This window comes from Rhizobium sp. ZW T2_16 (assembly GCF_044987325.1).
GTDB classification, from domain to species: Bacteria; Pseudomonadota; Alphaproteobacteria; order Rhizobiales; family Rhizobiaceae; genus Neorhizobium; species Neorhizobium cellulosilyticum.
The window spans coordinates 927,384-952,324 of the sequence record NZ_JBJDRG010000001.1; the positions used below are offsets into that span (position 1 = coordinate 927,384).

Sequence of the window (24,941 nt, forward strand, 5' to 3'; positions counted from 1 at the left end):
GAAATTGCCATCGCTTCCTTGCCTGAAAATTAACACTCTCTAATCAGGCTGCTTCCTTGAGTGGGTCATCCGGATCGATACCGTAATCCTTCAGCTTGCGGTAAAGCGTCGAACGACCGATGCCGAGTTTTCGCGCCACCTGGCTCATCTGGCCGCGGTAGAACTTCAGCGCGAAACGAATCAGTTCCTCTTCCACATCGGCAAGTTTTCTCACCTCACCCGTGTCGTCGGTGCTGACGATGACATTGTCCGATGCCGGGTAGGCGGCAGCCAGAAGCGCGCGTGGATCCGGCCGTGTGGTACGAGGCGGCAGCATCGGCTGCGGGAAGCCCAGATCTTCGATGATCGGGCGTAGGACCGATGAAGGAGCAGACATTTGTGTCGTGGCAGTCGCGACCAGTTCGGGAGTGCGGAATTCCGGCACCTGGGCCGCAATCTGCGGGAAATCAAGCTCTGTAAGCTCATCACCTTCCGCAAGCACGATGGCCCGGAAGATGGCGTTTTCGAGCTGACGGATATTGCCCGGCCAGTCGTAAGCCGTCAGCAGCGCCAGCGCACCGGCGCTGACATTGAGGTTCTGCGGCAGCTTCTGCTCCAGCGAAAAGCGCTCGGCGAAGACGCGCACCAGATGCGGAATGTCTTCCTTGCGGCGACGCAGAGCCGGAATTGTGATCGGGAAAACGTTGAGGCGATAATAGAGATCCTCGCGGAAACGCCCGGCGCGAACCTCCTCGATCAGGTCTTTGTTGGTGGCCGAAATCAGCCGCACATTGACCTTGTGAACGCGGCCAGCGCCGACCGTTTCGATCTCGCCCGACTGGACCGCGCGCAGCAGTTTGACCTGAACTTCGAGCGGCAGATCCCCGATTTCATCCAGGAAAAGCGTGCCACCATCGGCCTCGACGAACTTGCCTGTGTGACGCTCTGTCGCTCCGGTAAACGCACCTTTTTCGTGACCGAAAAGGATGCTCTCGACCAGATTGGCCGGGATCGCTCCACAGTTGACGGTGATGAACGGCTTGCCGGCACGATCGCTGCCCGACTGAATTGCGCGGGCGATCATTTCCTTGCCGACGCCGGATTCACCTTCGAGCACGACAGGGATATTGGAATGAGCCGCGCGCTGCGCCAGATCGATGACACGCAGCATGTCAGGGCTTGCCGAGACGATGTCGTTGAAACCGACGACACCGGCGCGACGGCGGCCAACCTTGGCCTTGCCCTCGCGATAATCGAGCTTCAATGCGTTGGCGATGGAGGTCGCGATCCGTTCCGGCGAGACCGGCTTGACGACGAAATCGAAAGCCCCTGCCCGCATGGCCTGGACGACATATTCGATGCTGCCCTGTCCGGTCTGCACGATGACCGGGGTCTGGACGCCCATCTCGCGCAGTGCGGCGAGGAAGGAAAGCCCGTCCATTTCCGGCATCATCAGGTCGAGTACGATGACATTGACATCGCCGCTGGTGCGACTGAGGAAATCCAGCGCGACCTTCCCGTTTTCGGCCAGATGCGCGACATAACCTTGCCGCTCGACTGCATTCTTCAGAAGGCGGCGCTGAATGGGATCGTCATCGACGACAAGGATATGAGCAGACATTTGTGAACTCCCGGCAACGTTCATCGTGCACCCTTTGCGGGCTCTTATGCTGGAAGTTGTGCCAGATAGGCTTGAACATCCCCTTTTGAGAAAAGCTCACATTTTAACAGTCTGAACGGAAAACGGACGGGTGGCGGCAGAAGGGTTGAAATGCTACCCATCTGGCACCCATTCGAGTACCCGGTTGAGGGAAGGAAAGACCATGAAAAATCGCATAGCGCTGTCTGAAATTGCACATGCCGCACCGGCGGCCGGTGGCGGCGCAACGGATCCCGCGCTTGGTCTCCTGCCCGTCTGGAAGCTTTCCGATCTCTATGCCGCCAAGGATGCACCGGCCTTTACAGCCGACCTGAAGCAATCCGAAACAGACGCGCTCGCTTTTGAAAACAAGTGGAAGGGCAAGCTGGCCGAGGCAGCGACGAAGACCGGCGCAGGCGGTATCGGCGAAGCGCTCAAGGAATACGAAGCGCTCGACGATCTCCTCGGCAAGATCGGCTCATTCGCCGGCCTCACCTACTTTTCCGATACGTCCGACCCGGCCAACGGCAAATTCTTCGGTGACGTGCAGTCGAAACTCACTGATATCTCGTCGCACCTTCTGTTCTTAGCGCTGGAACTAAACCGCGTCGACGACGCCGTGATGGATGCCTGCATGGATCGCGATCCGACGGCTGGCCATTATCGCCCCTGGATCGTCGACCTGCGCAAGGACAAGCCCTTTCAGCTGGATGACAAGCTGGAACAGCTGTTCCTCGAAAAATCGATGACCTCGGCTTCTGCCTTCAACCGCCTGTTCGACGAGACCATGGCGGAACTGCGCTTCGATATCGACGGCGAAAAGCAGCCGCTCGAAGTCACGCTCAACATGCTGCAGGAGGCCGATCCGGCCATCCGCGCCAAGGCCGCAAGTGCCCTGTCGAAAACCTTTAGCGACAACCTGCGTGTCTTCACCCTGATCACCAACACGCTCGCCAAGGACAAGGATATTTCCGACCGCTGGCGCGGCTTCGAGGATATCGCCGACAGCCGCCACCTTGCCAACCGTGTCGAGCGTGACGTGGTCGATGCGCTGGCCGCCGCCGTTCAGGATGCCTATCCGCGCCTGTCGCACCGCTATTATGCGATGAAGGCAAAATGGCTCGGCGTGGACCAGCTGAACTACTGGGACCGCAACGCACCGCTGCCGGAAATGCCGAAGGCGGTCATTCCGTGGGAAACCGCGAAGGAGACCGTGCTTTCCGCTTATGGTGCCTTTGCGCCGGAAATGGCCGATATCGCCGGCCGCTTCTTTGCAGAAGAATGGATCGACGCGCCGTCGCGTCCCGGCAAGGCGCCCGGAGCCTTTGCTCATCCGACCGTGCCGTCTGCCCACCCTTATGTTCTGGTTAACTATCTCGGCAAACCGCGCGACGTGATGACGCTTGCCCACGAACTCGGCCATGGCGTGCATCAGGTTCTCGCCGGTGGACAGGGCGCACTGATGTGCCAGACGCCGCTGACGCTTGCCGAAACCGCCTCCGTCTTCGGCGAAATGCTGACTTTTCGCACGCTTCTGGAGAAAACCAAGGACAAGCGTGAGCGCAAGGCGATGCTCGCCCAGAAGGTCGAGGACATGATCAACACGGTCGTGCGCCAGATCGCCTTCTACCAGTTCGAGCGCAAGGTCCACATGGCCCGCAAGGAAGGCGAGCTGACATCGCAGCAGATCGGCGAGCTTTGGCTGTCGGTTCAGGGCGAAAGCCTCGGCCCGGCGATCAAGATTTCGGAAGGTTATGAAAGCTGGTGGACCTATATCCCCCACTTCATCCACTCGCCCTTCTATGTCTATGCCTATGCCTTCGGCGACTGCCTGGTGAACTCGCTCTACGCCGTCTACCAGAACGCTGCGCCCGGCTTCCAGGACAAGTATTTCGAGCTTCTGAAGGCCGGCGGCACCAAGCACCATTCCGAACTCCTCAAACCCTTCGGCCTCGACGCTACCGACCCGACCTTCTGGTCAAAGGGCCTGTCGATGATCGAAGGCCTGATCGACGAACTGGAAGCGCTGGATAAGGAACTGGGCTGAGGGCCTGAAATGACAAACGGCCGGGGAGACCCGGCCGTTTTCTTTTTGAAGTGAATGTCTACCTTACCACCGGTTCAACCGTCAGGTCCCGCCCGCTCGAAGCGACGACGCGGACGCGGGAGCCGACCGGCAGATCCGGGCCCATGACCGACCACATCGTATCATCGAGCCTGATCCGTCCGCGCCCTTCCTGAATAGGTTCGGAAAGCGTCGCCGTGCGACCGATGAGGCTTTCGCCGCGACGGTTGAGCCAGGGCTCGTCGCTTGTCGTACGTTTGCCGTTATAAATCCGCCGGCCGATCACCGCGAACAGGACCGACAGAACGGCAAACAGCAGAAGCTGGACATGCCAGCCCCAGAATTCGGCGTCCCAGAGTGCCAGCGACAGCGCGCCGAGCACCACGGCAGCGGCACCTATCCAGATCAGGAATACGCCGGGTACCAGCAGTTCCAGCACCAGCAGCGCAATACCGACAATCCACCAGCCCCAGGGACCGAGACTGTTCCAGAGTTCAACCACCATCACATCACCTCTCGGAGGTCGGCGGGGTGAATGGCGGCACCACGGCGGTTACCGTCGGCGTGCTGCGCGCCGGACGTGGCTGTTGAGTACGAGGAGTGGACGGTGCCGGGCCATTGCCGTCGCCGAATACTTCCTTGGCGATGGCGCCGATGCCGCCGAGCGAGCCAATCAGCGACGAAGCTTCGAGCGGCATCAGCACGATCTTGGAATTGTTGGCCTTGCCGATCTCCACCAGCGCCTCTGTGTATTTCTGCGCAACGAAGTAGTTGATCGCCTGCACGTCACCGGCAGCAATGGCTTCCGAGACGAACTGAGTCGCCCTCGCTTCGGCTTCGGCCAGACGCTCGCGTGCTTCTGCCTCGCGGAACGCCGCTTCGCGCTCGCCTTCGGCCTGAAGAACTGCAGCCTGCTTTGCACCTTCCGCCCGAAGGATCTGCGCGTTACGCGCACCTTCGGCTTCGAGCACCAGCGCACGTTTTTCGCGTTCCGCCTTCATCTGCCGCGCCATGGATTCCACCAGATCCTTCGGTGGCTGGATGTCCTTGATCTCGATACGGGTGACCTTGATGCCCCACGGGTGCACTGCCTCGTCGACCACGCGCAACAGCTTGTCGTTGATGACATCACGGTTCGACAGCAATTCGTCGAGATCCATGGAGCCCATGACCGAGCGGATATTGGTCATCGTGATGTTCTGGATAGCATTTTCCAGATTGGCGATCTGATAGGCCGCCTGCGCCGGATTGAGCACCTGGTAGAAGGCCACGGCATCGGCGGCCACGCTGGCATTGTCCTTGGTGATGACTTCCTGTGTCGGAATGTCGAGCACCTGTTCCATCACGTTCATCTTCGCGCCGATGCGTTCGATGAACGGTGTGAGAATGTTCAACCCCGGCTGAAGCGTACGCGTGTAACGGCCGAAACGCTCGACCGTATAAGCGTAACCCTGCGGTACCGTCTTCACCAATGCAAAGAGGAGCAGGATCGCGAGGATCACCACAACGATGACGAAAATATCGAAACCACCCAAGCCCATAAGAGCCTCCCTTATGAATTGCTTAAAATCGCGGCAATCCTATTCAACCACAGCACCATTCACAAGCACAGGAAGGTAGTCTAGAAGGCACCCGAAGACCGGTCGCAGCCTACCCGGATAAAACAAGGACACCAATCATGAAGACTATCGTCGTCTGCTCCGGCGGACTGGATTCCGTTTCGCTTGCCCACAACATCGCCGCCAAGGGCGAGCTCATGGGCCTCATCTCCTTCGACTACGGCCAACGCCACAGGAAGGAGCTGGAATTTGCCGCGGCGGCAGCGGAACGCCTCGGCGTTTTCCACCAGATCATCGACATGCGCGCCATCGGCAGCCAGCTCACCGGCTCGGCGCTGACCGATGATGTCGACGTTCCCGACGGCCATTATGCCGAAGAGACGATGCGCATTACCGTCGTGCCAAACCGTAACGCAATCATGCTGACGATTGCTTTCGGCGTTGCAGCCGCCCGAAACGCCGATGCTGTGGCGATCGCCGTGCATGGCGGCGACCATTTCATCTATCCCGACTGCCGCCCCGGCTTCATCGACAGTTTCGACACGATGCAGCGCCACGCACTGGACGGCTACGCCTCGGTAAAACTGCTCGCTCCTTATGTCACAGGCTCCAAGGCCGACATCGTCACAGATGGCGCAAGGCGCGGCACGCCCTTCGTCGAGACATGGTCGTGCTACAAGGGCGGAGATCGCCATTGCGGCCGCTGCGGCACCTGTGTCGAACGCCGCGAAGCCTTCCACCTCGCCGGTGTCACCGACCCGACCGATTACGAAGACCCGGATTTCTGGAAGGCCGCGACCGAAGGTTTCAAGGCCCCGGAATTTAAGGCAGAGGAGGTCCGCTGATGTATCGCATCACCAAGGAATTCCACTTCTCCGCTTCTCACCAGCTGTCGCATCTGCCGGCAGACCATCAATGCGCCCGCCTGAACGGCCATAACTACATCGTCGTGGTCGAACTCGCCTGCGCCGACCTGAACGAGGATGGGTTCGTTCGCGACTATCACGAACTGGCACCGCTGAAGCGCTATATCGATGACGAATTCGATCACCGGCACCTGAACGAGGTTCTGGGCCACGACAGCGTAACGTCGGAATATCTGGCAAAGCATTTTTACGACTGGTGCAAGGAACGCCTGCCCGAAACTTCGGCCGTCAAGGTCAGCGAAACGCCCAAGACCTGGGCTGAGTACAGACCATGACCGCATCCGCAGAAACGATCCGGATCAGCGAGATCTTCGGCCCGACCATTCAGGGCGAAGGCATGCTGATCGGCCAGCCGACCGTTTTCGTGCGCACCGGCGGCTGCGATTATCGCTGCTCGTGGTGCGATACTCTGCATGCCGTCGACAGCGCCTATCGCCAAGACTGGACACCGATGGAGGCCGACGCGATCTGGCAGGAAGTGCGGGAACTTTCGGGCGGAATGCCACTGATGGTGTCGCTTTCGGGCGGCAATCCGGCCATCCAGCCACTGAAATCCCTGATCCGGCGGGGCAAGAACGACGGCTACCGTTTCGCCATCGAAACCCAGGGCAGCATCGCCCGCGACTGGTTTGCTGATCTTGACGTGCTCGTGCTCTCGCCCAAACCGCCTTCGAGCGGAATGGAAACGGATTGGGACGTTTTGGCCGACTGTCTTGAAGCGGCGGGAAAAGCGCCGCGCATCGCGCTCAAATTCGTCATTTTCGACGATGCCGATTATGCCTTCGCCAGGGAAGCGTCGCTGCGCTTTCCGGAACTGCCCGTCTATCTGCAGCCCGGCAACCACACGCCGCCGCCGCCGGAAGACGACGATGCCCGCATCGATCTCGACGGCATCATGGACCGGATGTTGTGGCTGGTCGACAAGGTGACGGCTGACCGCTGGTTTTCGGCAACGGTTTTGCCGCAGCTTCACGTTCTGCTCTGGGGCAACAAGCGGGGCGTCTGACGGCGCCCCAGATACCTACTCGGCGTAGATCATCTTCTTCGTCATGCCTCCATCGACGGTCAGCACCTGACCAGTGACGAAACCGGCACCGTCGAGATAAAGCACGGCATCGGCAATATCCTTCGGTCGCCCGACGCGGCCGGCGGGATGCTGTGCCTCGTCCTCATGGCTCAGATTTATCTCGTTGGTGATCCAGCCCGGAGCGATCGCATTGACCCGGATCGTCGGACCAAGGCTGACCGCGAGCGCATGGGTCAGCGCCACCAGCCCGCCCTTGGACGCCGCATAGGCTTCCGAATTCGGCTCGGACATGAAGGCGCGGGTGGAAGCCATGTTGACCACCGATCCGCCGGTTTTCATCAACGGCACGACGGCCCGCGTCATCAAAAAGGCGCCGGTCAAATGGCTGTCGATCACACGGCGCCAGTCGAGATAGGACATCTCGAGGATGGAGGTGCCGAGCGCCCCGCCTGTGGCACCAGCATTGTTGACCAGCAGATCGAGCCGGTCCCAGCCGAGTTCGGCAACCGCGATCTCGACTGAGGCTTCGTCTGCAACATCACATTCGAGGGCACGAACACCCTCGACAGCGTGGGTCTTGCCGGAGAGGTCGAAAGAGGCAACCTCGAAACCACGGGCAACCAGCGCCTCGCAAATTCCAGCCCCGATCAGCCCTGCTCCGCCGGTGATGATTGCCTTTTTCATGGGATATTCCTTTGGCTAACTGGCTTCGCTGTAAGCGTCATCTTGAGCGTTGGCGCTGCCCCTCATCCGCCTGCCGGCACCTTCTCCCCGTAATGACGGGGAGAAGGACGCGAGCCGCAATGCCTCCGTCCCTCTCGAGCATCAGGCAGGGCACGTCCCCTCTCCCCGCTTGGGGGGAGAGGGTTAGGGTGAGGGGCAGAGGCTCTCTCTAAGAGCGCACTCTACCAATCAAACCCAGCCCTGCAGCTCCCGCCGCACAACCGTTTCCAGCACATCCATGCCGCCCTTGCTGTCGTTCAGACAGGGGATGTGAACAAATTTCTCGCCGCCGTTATGCATGAAGATTTCACCCGCCTCGCCGGCGATTTCTTCCAGCGTCTCAAGACAATCCGAAACGAAGCCCGGGTTCATGATGGCGACACGCTTGATGCCCTCTGCCGCCAGCCCTTCCATCGTCTTGTCCGTATAGGGCTGAAGCCATTCTTCCGGGCCGAAACGCGACTGGAAGGTGATCCGTAACTGATCCTCGCGATAGCCGAGTTTTTCGCGCAACAGCCGCGCCGTCTTCTGGCAGAAACACTGATAAGGATCGCCGGCCTTGAAATAGGACTGCGGGATGCCGTGGAACGAGGTGATCAGGAGTTGCGGTTCCCAGTCGAGCGTAGAAAGCGTCTGGCGTACCGAATTGGCGAGCGCTTCGATATAGACTGGATCGTCGTGATAGGTCGGCACCGTGCGCACGGCAGGCTGCCAGCGCATCTTCATCAGGTGCTCGAACGCCTTGTCGTTGACGGTCGCGGTCGTCGCTGCCGCATATTGCGGGTAAAGCGGGAAAAGCACGATCCGGTCGCAGCCTTGCGCCTTCAGGTCATCGATCTTCGAAGCGATCGACGGATTGCCGTAGCGCATGCCCCAGTCGACCACGACATTCGGCAGATCCTTCAGCCGCTCGGCCATCAGCTCACCCTGATTGCGGGTATAGGTGCGCAGATAGCTTTCGTTGAGATCCTTGTTCCAGATCTCCTCATAGGCCTTGCCGACCTTCTGAGGGCGTTTGTTGAGCACGATACCGTAGAGGATAGGATACCAGTAGAGCTTCGACCATTCGATGACGCGGCTATCGGACAGGAATTCGGCGAGATAACGCCGCATCGACCAGTAGTCGGTACCATCGGGCGTGCCGAGATTGACCAGCAGCACGCCGACCTTGCCAAAGGAAACGGACGGATGGGATGCGGGCATGGAGGCAGAAGACGTGCTCATGAAAGCTTTCCAGATATGCGAACCGAAACCATTACGGCGATCGACGGGCTGCGGATCATTTAGAAACAAAAAACGGCTCGGGAAACCCCGAGCCGCAATCGTCGCTGAGACAATTTGTCCCGATCCAATGATTTAGTTTATCAATCCCGGCCTTGACCGGGATCAAGAACCTCACTTGGCCGGCAGTTCCAGCTCTGCGCCGACCTGGATGAGGTTCGGATGACGCAGGCTGTTGGCCTTAGCAATTTCGGTCCAGCGCTCGCCGTCACCATAAGTGCTTTCAGCGATCTTCCACAGCGAGTCGCCCTTTACGACCGTGTACTTGCTCGGACCCGCAGCCGGCGGAGTTGTCTGCCCCTGCGCTTCGACTGCGGCCGGAGCCGTTGCAGCGGGAGCCTGGGCAGTGGTTGCCGGTGCAGGAGCAGCCGGAGCAGCAGCCGGGGCCGGCGGCGGAGGCGGCGTGTAGCCAGCCGGCGTCAGGTCGGTGATGCGTCCATCCGTGTAAGGCTTGTAGGGATTGTGAGCCGTAAGATAATCGGCAACCGCCTGCTCAAGGTTGGGACCGAAGTCATAGGCGTTTTGCGCAGCAGTCGCAAAGATCTTGAACCCGTCACCGCCACCACGAACATAGTTGTTGGTGACGACGCCATAGACCTTGTTCGGATCGATCGCCACGAAGGCTTCGCCTTCCTTGACCTGCACGTCGCTGATGCGCGAGCCGACCGGCTTCGACTTGTCGAAGGAGAACTTCATGCCTGCGACCTGCGGGAAGCGGCCTGCGCCATCATCGATCTGGCTGACGCCGTTTTCAAGCGCGACGACGATGTCGGAGCCCTTGAGCTGGAAGGTGGCGATCGTGTTCTGGAAGGGAAGAACGGTCAGCACTTCACCCATCGTCACTTCGCCTGAATCGATGGAGGCGCGCAGACCACCGCCGTTCTGGATGGAGATGGTGATGCCCTGATCCTTGACGCGATCGAGCTGGGCGTCGGCAAGCAGGTTGCCCATCGAGCATTCGGCTGCGCGGCAAATCTTGCGGTCGCCCTCGATCGCCGTTTCGGTCGAGCCGACGACCTTCTTCTTCAGCTCGTCGATCGGCGCCTTCAACTCGTCGACGCGTTTGACCATGTCCGCATTCGGCTGGAACTTGACATCGACCGGGATTGGTTCGCCTTCGGCCGACTTGACCACGCCGTTGTCGTCGAACACGATCTTCAGGTCGCCCAGGTAACGGCTGTACTGGAAGGCCTGCACGACCGGAACCTTGTAGCCGCCCGGATTATCCACCCAGGTCGGATAAGGACCGGCGGCACCCTTGACGGTGTTCGAAAGAAGCGTGTGCGTGTGGCCGCCGACAACGACGTCGACATCCGGGATTTTGGCGATGTAGGCGAGGTCACGCGGATAACCGACATGAGTAAGCGCGATAATCTTGGTCACGCCCTCTGCCTTCACCGCCTGTACGGCTTCGGTGATCTTGGCGATATCGTCGGCAATGGTGATGTTCGGACCGGGATTTGCGATTTCCGGCGTGTCGTTGGTCACGGCACCAACGATACCGATCTTCTGGCCACCGACTTCGAGAACGATATGGGGTTTGATGCGGTCACCGACCTTGGAAGCTGCGGAAGCAACGACGTTTGCGGTCACAACCGGGAACTGGATCTTGTCGAGGAATGTGGCGAGAACATCGTCCGAATCGTCGAATTCATGGTTGCCGACGGTCATCGCGTCGAACTTCATAGCATTCAGGACTTCGGCTTCGACGGCGCCCTTGTAGGTCGTGTAGAACAGCGAGCCCTGGAAGTTGTCGCCGGCATTGAGTAGCAGGACATTCTTGTTGTCGGCCTTCATCGCATCGCGCGTCTGGTTGATCGCGGTCAGCAGGCGGGCTGCACCGCCAAAGCACTCACCCTTGCCTTCTTCTTCGGCCGAGCAAGTGGAATCGAATTTGTTGACGGATTCGATACGGGAGTGGAAATCGTTGATGTGCAGGATATTGAGTTCGTAGTCGGCAAACGCCACACCACTCGACAAGGCCATGACCGATGCGGTCAACAGCCCTAATCCCATAGTCTTCATCATCATTTCTCTCCTTGTTTAATCACCGTGCAGAACGCACGGCTGTTCCCGATTGTCTTAACTTTTCAGCGTGACAGTGATTGTGCACTGCATGCTTTCACCAAGCAAAATCGGTTTCAAGGCAAATATGACAAGAGCGCACTGCATCATTTTGCCTCCATAACGCGAAAACCCCGCTTGCGCAGGGTTCTCAAGAGACTTCGAATGTTGTGCGCTAAAATCAGATGCGTCGCGTCAGCGAGAACTGCGCGCCGCTATCCTGGGTGCAGTTGAGCTGGCTGGTGCTCACGAGCGAGCAGTTGACGCGCGACTGGGTCTTGCGCACCAGAGAGGTCATGTTGATCTCAACCAGCGTTGGCGAAAGCGTCGTATAGGTACCGGATGCCAGCAGCGCGTTGCTGTCACTGGCGCGGGTATTGAACGTCCCCGCCTGGAAGGTCGAGACGATGCCGTTCGGATCGACCCAGCTTCCTTCGACGCCCTGCGGCTGCGGGGCCGCAGCCATCTGCCGTGGCGGCGGCGAGGACACGCAAGCACTCAGACTGGCAGCTGCGATCAGCGCAAAGCCCATTTTCAGTTTCATGATTTATCTCCCGCGATTCGCTCGGTCATACGTAACAAGGACCATGGCGTCCCGCTTCATCTATGGCAAGCCGCCAGCTTGTACAGTGTCGGGACATTCTGTCTCTACAGAAAACGCCCGCTTTTGCGCGGGCGTTTCCAAAATACACAAAAAGATCGGCAACAAGCCAGTGCTTACCGCACCAGAATGTTCTTGAACTGCCAGGCATCCTTCTCGTCGATATCTTCAGGGAAGAGACCCGGACGACCTTCGAGCGGGGTCCAGTCGGTGTAATGACCTTCGACCGGGCCAAGGTAAGGCGTCTGCACTTCGAGGCAGCGCTTGTAATCCACCTCGTCGGCCTCGACGATGCCTGCCTTCGGATTTTCCAACGCCCATACCATGCCGGCAAGAACAGCCGACGTCACCTGCAGACCGGTGGCGTTCTGGTAAGGCGCGATGCGGCGGGTTTCTTCCAGCGACAGGCGCGAACCGAACCAGTAGGCGTTCTTTTCGTGGCCGTAGAGCAGCACGCCGAGTTCATCGACGCCATCCTCAAGCTCGTCCTCGTTGAGAACGTGGAGGACCGGCTGCTGGTTGCCGCCATTGCCGAACATCTCGTGCAGCGAAAGCACGGCGTCATTGGCCGGGTGATAGGCATAGTGGCAGGTCGGGCGGTAGACGACTTCGCCGTCCTTCTCGACCGTGAAGTAATCGGCAATCGAGATCGACTCGTTATGGGTGACGAGGAAACCGTATTGCGGGCCGGGCGTCGGGCACCAGGTGCGAACGCGGGTATTGGCGCCCGGCTGCTCCAGATAGATGGCGGCCTTGCAGCCCTTCTTGTGCTTCTTGGCGTTTTTCGGCATCCAGTTTTCATGGGTGCCCCAGCCGAGTTCGGCCGGCTGCAGACCTTCCGAGATGAAGCCTTCGACAGACCATGTGTTCCAGAACACGTTGAGCGGCTTCGGATGCTTGGTGCGCTGCGTATCGCGCTCGGCAATATGTACGCCCTTGACGCCGAGCTTCTTCATCAGCTTGGCCCAGCCTTCGCGATCGTTCTGATCCGGCTCGTCGAACTTCAGGCCCGTATCGTTGGCGAGGTTGACCAGCGCCTGCTTGACGAACCAGGAGACCATGCCCGGGTTTGCGCCGCAGGTGGAAACAGCCGTCGTGCCGCCCGGGTTCTTCTTCTTCTCATGGCGCACGGTTTCGCGCAGCGCATAGTTGGTGCGGTCTGAATTCTTCAGGCTCTTGTCGAAATAGAAGCCAAGCCACGGCTCGACGACCGTATCGATGTAAAGAACATCGAGCTTGCGGCAGAGCTTCATCAGGTCAAGCGAACCAGTATCGACCGATAGGTTGACGCAAAAACCCTGCCCGCCCTTGCCGTCGTCCAGCAATGGCTTGAGAAGCGTCTTGTAATTGTCCTTGGTGACGTGTTCCTTGATGTGGCGAACACCGTGCTTGGCAAGAATTTCCATGTCGGAAGGTTCTTCGCGCGGGTCGATGACCACCATCCGGCTCTTGTCGAACTTGAAATGGCGCTCGATCAGCGGCAGCGTGCCGCGACCGATCGAACCGAAGCCGATCATCACGATCGGGCCGGTAATTTCAGCATGGACCGGGTAGTTGGTATCCGACATGTCATACTCCCTAAAAATCGACTGCTCTATGCAAACCGCAGCCTGGCTTCACGCATAATCAGCGAGTGTGACGCTGTTCTGATGCGCGGCCCTAGATCACAAAAATCAGTCACAATAAAGGGCTTGTGCCGGGATCGCGACAAGGACAGCATACTATTCTGCCAAAGTCTTAACCGGCTCCGTTCGGCGCAGCAAACCGACAAGCTCGACGCGCTTTTCCGTCAGCCCCTTGTAGGCGACCTCTACATCCGACATCGCTTCCAGCTGCTCCGCCATCGAGGCTGCAAGTTCCACTGCATTCGGCTGCGCAAGAATGACTGAAACCGGATCGAGATAGATACGAATGGTGAAAAGGATATCGCCCGAAACCGGCAGCTTGCGTAGTGTCTGACGCTCCACCCGGATGACGGCCCTGTCTGCAGAAACCCCGCGCTTCTCCTCTGCCGATTTCGCATCCGGGTGATACAGCGCATGCGACCAGTTCACCGACCAGTTCCAGCGAACCACGATCCGGTCCGCGGAGAGATTGTCGAACATCCGGTTGATCAGCCCGGCATTGCGGCTGCCGCCTTCGAAACCCGGCACCGGTGCATGCACCTCATCCATCGACAGGCCGAATTTCTCCGATAGCCGCCAGGACGATGGGAAGGCCAGAAATGCCGCGGCAATTCGCCATCCGTTTTCGCCTTTGCGCATGATCACCAGATCGTCCTGCACCAGCAGTCCGGCCCGATGCAGCGGCATCATCTCTTGATCCGCAATATCCGGATCGAGGCCCGCGATGCGCACATCATTGCCAACCAGACGGTAATTCTCCGGATGATAGTGCGGCAGATAGTCGATCAGGAGATCGAGAACTTCCTGCTGTGCCTCCTGCGTACCCGCCTCGGCGCGCAGCACAAGCTCGCCATGCTCCGCCACCAGATTGCGTTTCAGCAATACCTGCTCTGCTAGATCGCCATCGGGCTCGATCCAGCGCTCAGGTTCCAGTTGCAAAAGACCGATCGTGAAGGGTTTCGACGAACCGTCGTAAGGTGTGTAGGTCGGGGCTATAGGGGCAGGCATCGGATCCGCGACGTCTCCTGTTTGCCGCAGTGTCGTTTTAAGACCGCGTCTTTTCAAGCGCTTTGGAACAGATCAGAGCAACTCGGCCCGAATAAGCCCGCGAAGCGAATTACCGACGAAAATCTTTCGCCCGGCCGTCATTGCCTCCTGCAAATCGGCAGGTTTCAGAACCGCCCCCTTGGCGCGACGCTCGCGGATCAGGTCGGCGCGCAGCACGCCGGGCAGGATGCCGCTGGTGATCGGCGGGGTCATGAGCATGCCCTCCAGATCCTCAACGAACAGGTTGGTGATCGTGCCCTCGCACATCTCGCCGCGCTCGTTGGTCAAAAGCACTTCGTCGGCCTCGTCAGCGGAAAACTCGGCACGCGCGGCTTCATAAGGCTCGCGCCGTGAGGTCTTATGACGATAGAGCGGATCGTCAGACCTCAGCTTCGTCGCCCCGATCCTGACTTTCCAGACGGTCTCCGGAGACTGGATAACAAAGGGCGCGGTCGTCACCTCTATCTTGCCGCGAAACGACATGACGAGCCGGACACGCAGCGGTTCCTCGCCATCGACGGCGTCATCGAGCGCTTTGCGTGCATCCTGCGGCTGGCGAAAGCCGAGCGCATCCGCGGAACGGCTGAGACGGCGCAAATGCTGCTCCAGACGGACGAACCCGTCCTCGGGCGTCCAGCGCATCGTCTCGATCAACGAGAAATCCATTGGTCTCCCACCGCAAACCTGGCCTTCAACAGGCACTCTTCATATTCCGCCTGCGGCATCGAATCGAAGACGATACCGCCGCCGACATTGAAAACCGCCCTTCCGCCGGAAAAAAGGCTGATAGTGCGGATAGCCACCGAAAATCGCATCGGCCCCGCCGGATCGCACCAGCCGATCGCGCCGCAATAGACATCCCGCGGCACCCTTTCCAGCTTTTGCAGGATCGTCATGGCGGAAAGCTTCGGCGCACCGGTGATCGACCCGCAGGGAAACAGCGCCCGCATGATCTCCGGCAGACCCGCATCCGGCAAAAGCCGGGCGCGGACATGGCTCACCATCTGGTGCACGGTCGGATAGGTCTCGATGTCGAACAGTTTCGGCACCAAAAGCGTGCCCGCCTCGCTGACATGCGAGATATCGTTTCGCAACAGATCGACGATCATCCGGTTTTCCGCCAGCGTCTTTTCATCCGCCAGCATCTGCTGCTTGATCGCCTCGTCTTCCTCGGGCGTAGCGCCGCGTGCGGCCGTCCCCTTCATCGGATGGGTCTCGATCCAGCCATTCTCGTCGACGGAGAAGAACAATTCCGGCGACCGCGAGACGATGGCGGGACCGCCAAGCTCGGCAAGCGCTCCGTAACGGACCGGCTGGCGCGCGATCAGCGACCAGAACAGCTCCCGCGCATCCCCCGGCCAATGCGCTTCTATCGGCATGGTGAGATTGCCCTGAAAACAGTCTCCCTTGCGCAGGTGATCATGCAGGACGGAAAAACGGGCGGCATAACTCTCTTCGTTCCAGGCCGCATGCGGCTCGCTCAAGGTCGCGTCGGACTTGAGCCCTACCGGCGGCTTCAGCCGGAGATCGCCATCCTCGACCGGTCCATCAAACACGCCCATGCAGACAAGCGGCGTCTCACGCCCCTCCAGCACAAGCGCTCGAAGTTTTTCCTCGAAAGCATAACCGGCCTCGTAAGCGAGATAACCGGCAAGCCACTTGCCGGAAGCCCTGCATTCTTCCAGCCGCAGCAAAGCCGGAATGACCTCATCGACACTGCGCGCGACAACCAGCTCGACCGGAGACGCAAACAGAAGCTGCCGTTCGGCAAGATCATCACGAAACAGAATATAGGGAGAAGAATTCCGATCCATGTCCCTTAGTCGCGACCGCTCCCTGCCTGTTCCCTGATCCCGCCAGCATTGCGGATCTCACGCGCCATAACACCGCCGTCGCACAGTTTGAAGCGCGGACTGCGAAATCCACTGCCGCATCTCATCCGTTTGAAAGCATTTGGCTCTGGCGAAAACCACGCAGGTGATCCACCAGCGCACGCAGTTTCGGCGCCATGTTGCGGCGGCTGGGATAATACAGATAGAAACCCGGAAATTGAGGGCAGAACCGTTCGAGAACCGGCACAAGCTCTCCGCGTTCGATGGCTGCCCGAAAACTGTCCTCCATGCCGAAGCTGATGCCGGCGCCGGCGACCGCGAGCTTGATCATCAACGCCATGTCGGTCGTCGTGATCGCATCGTTGACTGCGACGGAAATTTCCCGCCCGTCTTCCTCGAATTCCCAGCGATAAGCCGGCAGGTTGGGGGCCTTGCGCCAGCCGATGCAGCGGCGCTCGGTCAGTTCGCGCGGATGAGCGGGCACCCCGAAGCGCTTGATATAGTCCGGCGATGCGACGGCAAGCTGGCGCTGCTCGCCCGATACCGGAACCGCGATCATGTCCTGGGCAATCACCTCCCCTAGCCTCACGCCGGCATCATAGCCCTCCTCGACGATATCGAATTCCTCGTCGGTGACCGTGACATGCAGCCTGACCTCAGGATTGCTTTCCGCAAAGGAAGCAAGCATCGGCCCGGACAGAAAACTCTCGGCGATGGACGAGACTGCAAGCCGCAATTGCCCGCGCGGCCTGTCCCGCAGGCTTGCTGCCGTCTCGATAGCTGACTGCATACCGGAAAATGCCGGCGCCACTTCCGCATAAAGCCGCTCGCCCGCTTCGGTCAGGGCAACGCTGCGGGTGGTGCGCGAAACCACAGCAATACCAAGTGCTTCCTCCAGCTTGCGGATCGTCTGGCTGACTGCCGAGCGCGTGACGCCCAGCCGATCCGCCGCAGCGCGAAAACTCTTCTCCTCGGCAACGATAACGAAAGCGGCAAGGGCATTGAAGTCAGGCAACATTGGTTAGCTTCACTTACCAAACTGGAAAACACTAAGCGACTTATCGCAACAATGCACTGCGACTACCTTTCTGGCAACCGCAATCAAGCGGCAAACATGGAAGGAAATGTCATGGAAAAGGTTGTTCTCATCACCGGCGCTTCCAGCGGCATCGGAGCAGGAATTGCGCGTGAACTGGCAAAGGCCGGAGCAACTGTGGTGCTCGGCGCGCGACGTACCGAACGTCTCGAAGAACTGGCCGATGAAATCCGCCAGAACGGCGGCAAAGTCATGACCCGCAGGCTCGACGTGACGAACCGCGCCGATGTCGCAGCCTTTGCCGACGCTGCAAGAAGAGAATTCGGCCGCGTCGACGTCATCGTCAACAATGCCGGCATCATGCCCTTGTCACCCATGGCCTCGATGAAGGTCGACGAATGGGACCGCATGGTCGATGTCAACATCAAGGGCGTTCTTCACGGCGTGGCTGCCGTCCTTCCCGAGATGACGGAACGCGGCTCGGGCCACATCATCAACATAGCCTCGATCGGTGCACTCCAGGTCGTGCCGACGGCGGCCGTCTATTGCGCCACGAAATTCGCCGTGCGGGCCATTTCGGATGGGTTACGGCAGGAAAACGACAGGCTGCGCGTCACCTGCATCCATCCCGGCGTGGTGGAAAGCGAGCTGGCCAGCACGATCACCGATCCGGTTGCCGCGGAAGGCATGAAGACCTACCGGGCCATCGCCCTCAAGCCTGATGCAATCGCCCGCGCGGTGCGCTTCGCCATCGAGCAGCCCGAGGATGTCGACGTCAACGAGATCGTCGTGCGCCCGACACGCTCTTCCTACTGATCCCCATCCGGACTGGACCCGATCACGCAATCATTGAGGAGATAGTGATGCTTCAAAAGATCAGATCCCATGTCGCCACTACCGGCGCAATTGCCCTTCTGGGGCTTGCCTCACAACCGGCATTCGGACAGACGACCGAGGAAAGGCGTGAACGCGGCGCAGCCGTAATCCGCGAACTCAACAACGGGAAGACCCAGCCCAATCTGGAAGCCATGCGGCAGGAATTCCCGTTCCTTGCGGAGGCAACCGAGGCTTATGCACTGGGTGATGTCTGGGCGCGCCCCGGCCTCGATAACCGGACGCGGCAGCTGGCGGCGGTGGCAGCCTTCGCAGCCATCGGGGAGACGGCCATGATGCGTGTCCACGCGGGCTATGCGCTCAATATCGGTGCGACCGAAGAAGAACTGAAGGAACTCATCTACATGGTCACGGTCCCTGCTGGCTTTCCCAAGGCGATTGCCGCATCACAGACGCTTTCGCAGCTATTCGAGGAAAGACGCGCCGTGAACGAAGTGGAAAACGGTGAGGCTCGTCCATGAGGATCTTGAACAACCCCCTTGCCGTCATTGTCGGCATTATCATCGCCACCGCCACCTCGCTTGGCGCGGTTGTCCATATGGCAAAAGCAGAGAATAGCATGAGCACTCAGGCGCAAGCCCAAAACCACCCCTATCTCGGCATGTGGGTAACCGGCGATGGCCGGATACGCCAGGAGCTCTTGCCCACCGGTCGTTATGACGAGGCCCGGGGAAACAGGAAGAGCGCATATCAGGGCCGTTATGTCGTGACCGGCGCTCATATTGATTACTGGGACGATACCGGCTTTACCGCCGACGGGACATTCGTGGAAAAAGACGTCCTGCATCACGGCGGCATGATATTCTACCGGGAGAAATGAAGACGCTCAGGCCGCTGGCGTGCCCTGGTGAAAAACCATGCGCCAGCGACCATCCTTTTCCAGGCGCCAGATCGAACTGCGATTGGTCCGCAGTTCGATCCCGTCATCATTGAAGCGGATACCGCGATAGGTCGCGAGCACAATTTCCTCGCTCAGAAGCGATATGGCGAAATCCTCGATGGCCGTTTTTGCGACCGTCACCTCAGTCGTCAGACCTGCAAGGATTTCCACAAGACCATAAGACCGGCCAGAGCGGCCGAATTCACGAAAATCCGGCGCGAGGATCTCAAGCAGACGCGCCCTTGAAGACCGCACCTCCTTCGTCTGAAGCGCCACCTCGAGAGCATGAAGATGGGCTTGAAGATCCAGCAACGAGTCCGACCTCAGGCCACTCCGACCCGCAACAGATCGTGGAAATGCACGATACCGATCGGTCGCTTTTCCTCGTCGACCACCAGAAGAGCACCGATACTGTGCTTGTTGAGAAGCGCCATGGCAGCCGTCGCAAGTGTCGTCTTGCCGACCGTTTTCGGGTTGGCCGTCATGACTTCGTCAACGATCATCGTACCGAGATTGCCATCGAGATGACGGGCGATGTCGCCATCAGTCAGGACGCCGCAGATACGTCCCTCATCATCAATCACGCCGACACAGCCGAACCGCTTGGCAGAAAGCTCGCGGATCGCATCAGGCATCGACGCGCCCTTGTTCACCAACGGCAGGCGATCTCCCGTATGCATCAGGTCGCTGACATGAGATAGCATAGCGCCAAGCTTGCCGCCCGGATGATAGACGCGAAAATCAGCTGCAGAGAACCCACGCGCCTCAAGCAGGGCCACGGCAAGCGCATCGCCGAGTGCGAGCTGCATCAGCGTAGACGTTGTGGGCGCCAATCCATGCGGGCATGCCTCCTGCGCCTTCGGCAGCAACAGCACGATGTCTGCTTCACGCGCAAGCGTCGATGTTTCGCCCGAGGTCAGCGCGATCAGGGGAACGGAGAAGCGACGGGTGAAGGAGACGATACCCTGCAACTCGGCAGTCTCGCCACTCCACGACAAGGCCAGCACCACATCGCCGGGCGCAATCATGCCGAGATCGCCATGATTTGCCTCGACGGGATGAACGAAGAAAGACGGCGTACCGGTCGAGGCAAGGCTCGCCGAAATCTTGCGGCCGATATGCCCGCTCTTGCCGACACCGGTGATCACCACTCGACCATCGATTGCGCCAATTGTCTCCACAGCCTGTCGAAAGGCTGGCCCAAGGCTATCCTTCAGAGTCTCCTCAAGAGCGCTAAGCCCTTGTTGTCCGAAAGCAATTGTCCGCAAGGCGGAATCGACGACGTCATGTTCGACAAGTTGTAATGCGCGCTTGATCATGGCGGCAGGATTAGTCCCTTTTCCGCCTCAAGTCCATCGGCTTTCGGCGCGGTCCTTTGTCCATCCACTACCGGCCGGCTATTTCAACCAATCCTTAACCACAGTGATTTACATTTGGGTAAGCATTTATGGTTGCCGGGCATTCGATGAAAAAAACGCTTCTGACAGGTACGGCTCGACGCGGGCGGCGGACGGCTTTAGGCTTTGTCGTCGCAGTGGCTGCTGTGTCCGGCGTCCATCCGGCTTATGCTCAGAGTGTTTTTTCAAGCAACACCACTCCCCTGCCCGGCCTTCCGGACAGCCAGTTCGGAACAGCAGGAACCACAAGTGTTACGGGCGGTGCCCCAACGGCGACATGGCCGACACCGACAACGCAGGATGATATCGATCAGGGCGCGTCCCACCTTTATGATCCCACCGCTATTCCAGCGACGCAACGACCTGCCCGGCCGGAAAATACCGCTGAGAATGATGACCTGAACCAACCTGTCGAACAGGATCTGAATCAGCAATACGACCAGCCGGCAGATGACGACCCGGGGCCTCTGGACCGGACACAATGGGAAGAACGGTACCGCGAGGGCGCTGACGCGCCCGGCATGCGTCTGGGCACGTTCGTTCTCCGTCCATCCGTCAATCAGAGCATCAATACGGAAGTGATCCGCGATCACGGCTCGAAGGAAACACGCAATTATCTTGCAACTGGCATACGCGGCACATTGACCTCCGACTGGTCTCGCCACGCACTGACGATTACCGGTCAGGGCGTCTACGAACGCAATTTGAACGGTAGCCAGAACAACGCCGATCCGAACGCACGGATCGGCGCCGATCTTCGGCTGGATCTTGCCGACGATACAGTTGCACATATTACCGGAAATTACAGTTTCGAACGCGAGGATGTCGCGGACCCCAACGCAGTCGGCAATGCCTCCGAACAGGCAGGCGTCCATCAATTCGAGACCGAGGCCTCGATAGAACGTGAGGTGGGGCGCGTCCACGGCCTGGCGGCCATCGGTGCCAGCCGCAATGTGTATACGGATGCGAAACTGTCCGATGGCTCCGTCTTCAGCATGAAGGATCGAGACCGCACCGGCATCGACGGACGTCTACGCCTTGGATACGAGCTTTCGCCGGCAATCATTCCTTTCGCCGAAGTGGCACTTGGGCATACGTCCTACGACCGCCGACGCGACAGCGCCGGTTATGAACGCTCTTCCGACAATTATGCAGCACGCGCCGGCGTCGCGTTCGATTTCGGTGAAAAACTGCGCGGAGAGTTGGCAGGCGGATATCAACGCGTGGCCTATGAGGACTCCCGGCTGGATGCGGTGGACGCCTTTACCGCAGACGGCAACGTCAGCTGGTCACCGCGCCGTGGCACTGACATCAATATCGGGCTTCGCAGCACTGTCCAGGATTCGACTGCAGCAGGCCAAGGCGGGTGGGCGGAGTATCAGCTGAGTTCCGCTCTCGCTCACCAGATGCGTGATCATCTCGTCGCCCGCCTGACGGGAAGTGCGACGCTTCGCGATTTTCAGGGATCCGGCAACAACAATGTCACCTGGATTACCGGAGCAGGCCTGACATGGAGTATCAATCGATATCTGGATATGACCGGCGACGTAGAATACGAAACAACGACCGGGGGCGGCTCCGATCAGGACATTCTTCGCGCTGGCATAGGGCTGACCCTGCGGCGATAATCACATTTCCGTGAACAGGCGTGATGCATGATGAGCATACGTCGCAACTCCCATAACTGGAGTTTGCCTATAGAATGAGCAAAAGCTCAACAGACGAATTATGGCATAACGACAAGTTGTCGCATCTTGTCGCAATCTCGAAGCCTATGAACAAATGTTTCGCGCAAACATTTAGACATCATGTTTCCCATGCTTGAAATGCAATGGTTAAAAGGCTGCCCAGCAATATCAAGCCGGAAGTGAACTGTGAAATATCGCTGTTTCCTGATCCCCACCTCTTTCATCTGTTAGCAGATGCAGCATATAGCGGCCCATTCGGCATATTTTTGCCGCAATGCAGCATTGCCGCATGGCGCAAGTTTGAGGTTTCAAATTGGCTAGTCTTACCAACAACGGCACAAAGGCCGGAAGCACGAAGTCTTCCAAGGCCGGCGCCAACAATTATCAGTTCGCTCTTATTGCACTGACGTCGCTGTTCTTCATGTGGGGCTTTATCACCTGCCTGAACGACATTCTCATTCCGCATCTGAAGAACGTCTTCTCGCTGAACTACACGCAGTCGATGCTCATTCAGCTTTGCTTCTTCGGTGCCTATTTCATCGTATCGCTGCCAGCGGGTGCGCTGGTTAAGCGCATCACCTATAAATGGGGTATCGTCGTTGGCCTGCTGATCGCCGCGATCGGCTGCGCCCTCTTCATCCCGGCAGCCGCCTACCGCGTCTACGGCCTGTTCCTCGGTGCGCTCTTCATTCTCGCATCCGGCGTAACAGTCCTTCAGGTCGCCGCGAACCCGTACGTCACCGAACTCGGCGCACCGGAAACAGCAGCCAGCCGCCTGACGCTCACTCAGGCATTCAACGCGCTCGGCACGACCGTTGCTCCATTGTTCGGCGCCTTCCTGATACTGTCGGCAGCAACCGGCGACATCGCCACCGCTACCGGTCAACAACTGGAAACGCTGCGCCTGGAAGAAGCCGATGCAGTTCGCTTCCCTTACATGCTTCTGGCGATTGCCTTCCTCGTGCTTTCGGCAATCTTCGCAGCCTTGAAGCTGCCGCAGATCGAAGAGGAAGCCGTTGAAACCGAAGGTGGCGAACGCGCCTCCGCATGGTCCTACCGCCACCTCGTTCTCGGCGCGATCGGCATTTTCGTTTATGTCGGCGGCGAAGTTTCGATCGGTAGCTTCCTGGTGAACTACCTTGCCGAGCCGACCATCGCCAACCTGCCGGAAGCAGAAGCAGCTCACTATGTGGCTTACTTCTGGGGCGGCGCAATGGTTGGACGCTTCATCGGCGCCTATGCCATGCGTTACATCGAGGACGGCAAGGCACTTGCCTTCAATGCCGTTCTGGCAGCTGTTCTTCTCCTGGTAACGGTCTTTGCCGGCGGCAAGCTGGCCATGTGGGCTGTTCTCGCGATCGGCCTGTTCAACTCGATCATGTTCCCGACAATCTTCAGCCTTGCGCTGAAAGGTCTTGGCCGTCACACCAGCCAGGGCTCGGGCATCCTTTGCCTGGCCATCGTCGGCGGTGCGATCGTTCCGGTTATCATGGGCGCTCTTGCCGATACGATCGGTATCCACCTCGCCTTCCTGATGCCGGTCCTTTGCTACATCTACATCTTCTATTACGGCATCAAGGGCCACAAGGCCGTCTGATAGCGAAGATGCTGGCGGGGCTTCTGCCCCGCCATTCGACAAACGAAAAAGCCCCCGCGACATCTCGCGGGGGCTTTTTCTTTGAAGTATTTTTCGCCGGGATTACTTCAGCTTGGCAGCAAGCGCCTTGAGCGGGCCTTCGATGGCCGGGCGGATATCCGGGCGCTGCAGGGCAAAAGCGAGATTTGCCAGAATGAAGCCGTCCTTGGCGCCGCAGTCATAGGTCTCGCCAGTGAACGGATAGGCGGCGAAGTCCTGATCCTTCGCCAAGGCCAGCATGCCATCGGTCAGCTGGATCTCATTGCCGGCGCCGCGCTCCTGGGTCTCCAGAATCTTGAAGATCTCAGGCTGCAGGATGTAGCGACCGTTGATGAAGAAGTTGGAAGGTGCGGTGCCCTTGGCCGGCTTCTCGACCATCTCGGTGATCTTGAAACCACCATTGCCGACGGAAGCGCCCTTGCCGACGATCCCGTATTTATGCGCCTGTTCCGGATCGCATTCCTCGACGGCGAGAACATTGCCACCAGTCTGTTCGTAAAGCTCGACCATGCCCCTTAGGCAGCTCTTTTCCGATGACATGATCATGTCGGGCAGCAGCACTGCAAAAGGCTCGTCGCCAACGATGTCACGGGCGCACCACACGGCATGGCCGAGACCGAGCGGAACCTGCTGGCGAGTGAAGCTCGCCGTGCCGGCCTTAGGCAGGATATGCGAAAGAAGCGTCAGTTCGGCATTCTTGTTGCGCTCGCGCAGCATCTGCTCCAGTTCGAACTGGATATCGAAATAGTCTTCGATGACACCCTTGCCGCGACCTGTGACGAAAACGAAATGCTCGATGCCGGCCTCAGCCGCTTCGTCCACCACATACTGAATGACCGGCTTGTCGACCACAGTCAGCATTTCCTTCGGAACGGCTTTGGTCGCCGGAAGGAAACGCGTGCCGAGTCCGGCCACCGGGAAAACTGCTTTGCGGATCTTACGCTGTTCAGACACTCATGCCTCCTGAATGCACTTCATTGTGCGGATATGAAACCTTCGGGGTTGTAGTGTGCAATTGCTACTGTTTCGCAAAAGGCTCCCA

The 24,941-nt window shown here is 59.1% G+C and carries 24 protein-coding genes; 9 read left to right on the top strand and 15 right to left on the bottom strand.

Going from position 1 to position 24,941, the window contains the following annotated elements:
* Positions 1 to 43: 43 nt before the first annotated feature.
* Positions 44 to 1,624 carry a sigma-54-dependent transcriptional regulator gene (locus tag ACI3K0_RS04590; RefSeq protein WP_404944985.1) on the bottom strand — a complete coding sequence of 527 codons (1,581 nt, stop codon included), beginning with the start codon at positions 1,622 to 1,624 and terminating at the stop codon, positions 44 to 46.
* A gap of 178 nt (positions 1,625 to 1,802) precedes the next feature.
* Here ACI3K0_RS04590 and ACI3K0_RS04595 point away from each other — a divergent pair, with 178 nt between their 5' ends.
* Positions 1,803 to 3,665, top strand: a complete 1,863-nt coding sequence (locus ACI3K0_RS04595) for a M3 family oligoendopeptidase (protein WP_404944986.1) — start codon at positions 1,803 to 1,805, stop codon at positions 3,663 to 3,665.
* A 58-nt stretch (positions 3,666 to 3,723) separates the two neighbouring features.
* On the opposite strand, the gene ACI3K0_RS04600 is transcribed toward ACI3K0_RS04595, so the two are convergent.
* Both ACI3K0_RS04600 and ACI3K0_RS04605 read right to left on the bottom strand, forming a co-directional pair.
* Positions 3,724 to 4,188 carry an NfeD family protein gene (locus ACI3K0_RS04600; protein ID WP_206823057.1) on the bottom strand — a complete coding sequence of 155 codons (465 nt, stop codon included), beginning with the start codon at positions 4,186 to 4,188 and terminating at the stop codon, positions 3,724 to 3,726.
* Positions 4,189 to 4,192: 4 nt separating this feature from the next.
* Positions 4,193 to 5,224 carry an SPFH domain-containing protein gene (locus tag ACI3K0_RS04605; protein WP_148143507.1) on the bottom strand — a complete coding sequence of 344 codons (1,032 nt, stop codon included), beginning with the start codon at positions 5,222 to 5,224 and terminating at the stop codon, positions 4,193 to 4,195.
* 137 nt (positions 5,225 to 5,361) lie between these two features.
* Here ACI3K0_RS04605 and queC point away from each other — a divergent pair, with 137 nt between their 5' ends.
* Genes queC through queE form a run of 3 tightly spaced genes read left to right on the top strand, consistent with a single transcriptional unit; the run spans position 5,362 to position 7,174 of the window.
* Positions 5,362 to 6,087: a 7-cyano-7-deazaguanine synthase QueC gene (queC, locus tag ACI3K0_RS04610; RefSeq protein WP_404944987.1), complete on the top strand. Its 726-nt coding sequence runs from the start codon at positions 5,362 to 5,364 to the stop codon at positions 6,085 to 6,087.
* Positions 6,087 to 6,443 carry a 6-pyruvoyl trahydropterin synthase family protein gene (locus ACI3K0_RS04615; RefSeq protein ID WP_404944988.1) on the top strand — a complete coding sequence of 119 codons (357 nt, stop codon included), beginning with the start codon at positions 6,087 to 6,089 and terminating at the stop codon, positions 6,441 to 6,443. The genes queC and ACI3K0_RS04615 overlap by 1 nt, the downstream gene beginning before the upstream one ends.
* Positions 6,440 to 7,174, top strand: a complete 735-nt coding sequence (queE, locus tag ACI3K0_RS04620; protein WP_404944989.1) for a 7-carboxy-7-deazaguanine synthase QueE — start codon at positions 6,440 to 6,442, stop codon at positions 7,172 to 7,174. Before ACI3K0_RS04615 ends, queE begins: the two co-directional genes overlap by 4 nt.
* 15 nt (positions 7,175 to 7,189) lie before the next feature.
* On the opposite strand, the gene ACI3K0_RS04625 is transcribed toward queE, so the two are convergent.
* From ACI3K0_RS04625 to ACI3K0_RS04665, 9 genes are all read right to left on the bottom strand, one after another.
* Positions 7,190 to 7,879, bottom strand: a complete 690-nt coding sequence (locus ACI3K0_RS04625; protein ID WP_404944990.1) for an SDR family oxidoreductase — start codon at positions 7,877 to 7,879, stop codon at positions 7,190 to 7,192.
* Positions 7,880 to 8,107: 228 nt separating this feature from the next.
* Positions 8,108 to 9,142 (bottom strand): ferrochelatase, encoded by a 1,035-nt coding sequence (gene hemH / locus ACI3K0_RS04630; protein ID WP_404944991.1) that lies wholly within the window; start codon positions 9,140 to 9,142, stop codon positions 8,108 to 8,110.
* Positions 9,143 to 9,313: 171 nt separating this feature from the next.
* Positions 9,314 to 11,227: a 5'-nucleotidase C-terminal domain-containing protein gene (locus tag ACI3K0_RS04635; RefSeq protein WP_404944992.1), complete on the bottom strand. Its 1,914-nt coding sequence runs from the start codon at positions 11,225 to 11,227 to the stop codon at positions 9,314 to 9,316.
* A gap of 217 nt (positions 11,228 to 11,444) precedes the next feature.
* Complete coding sequence (gene omp10, locus ACI3K0_RS04640) at positions 11,445 to 11,807, bottom strand: outer membrane lipoprotein Omp10 (RefSeq protein ID WP_148143492.1); 363 nt, start codon at positions 11,805 to 11,807, stop codon at positions 11,445 to 11,447.
* A 173-nt stretch (positions 11,808 to 11,980) separates the two neighbouring features.
* On the bottom strand, positions 11,981 to 13,432 hold the full coding sequence (locus tag ACI3K0_RS04645; RefSeq protein WP_206823076.1) for a homospermidine synthase: 1,452 nt from the start codon (positions 13,430 to 13,432) through the stop codon (positions 11,981 to 11,983).
* A gap of 153 nt (positions 13,433 to 13,585) precedes the next feature.
* On the bottom strand, positions 13,586 to 14,497 hold the full coding sequence (locus ACI3K0_RS04650) for a heme-dependent oxidative N-demethylase family protein (protein WP_404944993.1): 912 nt from the start codon (positions 14,495 to 14,497) through the stop codon (positions 13,586 to 13,588).
* 72 nt (positions 14,498 to 14,569) lie between these two features.
* A complete protein-coding gene (locus ACI3K0_RS04655) occupies positions 14,570 to 15,202 on the bottom strand; it encodes an aminotransferase class IV family protein (protein WP_404944994.1) in 633 nt (210 codons plus the stop codon).
* Positions 15,187 to 16,350, bottom strand: coding sequence for an aminodeoxychorismate synthase component I (locus tag ACI3K0_RS04660; protein WP_404944995.1), 1,164 nt, complete (start codon positions 16,348 to 16,350; stop codon positions 15,187 to 15,189). The genes ACI3K0_RS04655 and ACI3K0_RS04660 overlap by 16 nt, the downstream gene beginning before the upstream one ends.
* 121 nt (positions 16,351 to 16,471) lie before the next feature.
* Positions 16,472 to 17,386 (bottom strand): LysR substrate-binding domain-containing protein, encoded by a 915-nt coding sequence (locus ACI3K0_RS04665; protein ID WP_404944996.1) that lies wholly within the window; start codon positions 17,384 to 17,386, stop codon positions 16,472 to 16,474.
* Positions 17,387 to 17,497: 111 nt separating this feature from the next.
* Here ACI3K0_RS04665 and ACI3K0_RS04670 point away from each other — a divergent pair, with 111 nt between their 5' ends.
* The 3 genes from ACI3K0_RS04670 (at position 17,498) to ACI3K0_RS04680 (ending at position 19,118) form a co-directional block, all read left to right on the top strand.
* Positions 17,498 to 18,220, top strand: coding sequence for an SDR family oxidoreductase (locus ACI3K0_RS04670; RefSeq protein WP_404944997.1), 723 nt, complete (start codon positions 17,498 to 17,500; stop codon positions 18,218 to 18,220).
* Between the two features lie 47 nt (positions 18,221 to 18,267).
* Positions 18,268 to 18,759: a carboxymuconolactone decarboxylase family protein gene (locus tag ACI3K0_RS04675; RefSeq protein WP_404944998.1), complete on the top strand. Its 492-nt coding sequence runs from the start codon at positions 18,268 to 18,270 to the stop codon at positions 18,757 to 18,759.
* Between the two features lie 77 nt (positions 18,760 to 18,836).
* Positions 18,837 to 19,118: an Atu4866 domain-containing protein gene (locus ACI3K0_RS04680; RefSeq protein ID WP_394353634.1), complete on the top strand. Its 282-nt coding sequence runs from the start codon at positions 18,837 to 18,839 to the stop codon at positions 19,116 to 19,118.
* 6 nt (positions 19,119 to 19,124) lie between these two features.
* On the opposite strand, the gene ACI3K0_RS04685 is transcribed toward ACI3K0_RS04680, so the two are convergent.
* Positions 19,125 to 19,490, bottom strand: a complete 366-nt coding sequence (locus ACI3K0_RS04685) for a DUF4440 domain-containing protein (protein ID WP_404944999.1) — start codon at positions 19,488 to 19,490, stop codon at positions 19,125 to 19,127.
* A gap of 11 nt (positions 19,491 to 19,501) precedes the next feature.
* A complete protein-coding gene (locus ACI3K0_RS04690; RefSeq protein ID WP_148143472.1) occupies positions 19,502 to 20,497 on the bottom strand; it encodes an SIS domain-containing protein in 996 nt (331 codons plus the stop codon).
* A 146-nt stretch (positions 20,498 to 20,643) separates the two neighbouring features.
* On the opposite strand from ACI3K0_RS04690, the gene ACI3K0_RS04695 reads away from it, so the two are divergent.
* Both ACI3K0_RS04695 and ACI3K0_RS04700 read left to right on the top strand, forming a co-directional pair.
* Positions 20,644 to 22,203 (top strand): outer membrane beta-barrel protein, encoded by a 1,560-nt coding sequence (locus ACI3K0_RS04695; RefSeq protein ID WP_404945000.1) that lies wholly within the window; start codon positions 20,644 to 20,646, stop codon positions 22,201 to 22,203.
* Positions 22,204 to 22,576: 373 nt separating this feature from the next.
* Positions 22,577 to 23,860 carry a sugar MFS transporter gene (locus ACI3K0_RS04700; RefSeq protein ID WP_286193988.1) on the top strand — a complete coding sequence of 428 codons (1,284 nt, stop codon included), beginning with the start codon at positions 22,577 to 22,579 and terminating at the stop codon, positions 23,858 to 23,860.
* 102 nt (positions 23,861 to 23,962) lie between these two features.
* Here the strand turns inward: ACI3K0_RS04700 and galU are convergent, their stop codons facing one another.
* Positions 23,963 to 24,853, bottom strand: a complete 891-nt coding sequence (gene galU / locus ACI3K0_RS04705; RefSeq protein ID WP_183821085.1) for a UTP--glucose-1-phosphate uridylyltransferase GalU — start codon at positions 24,851 to 24,853, stop codon at positions 23,963 to 23,965.
* Positions 24,854 to 24,941 lie beyond the last annotated feature (88 nt).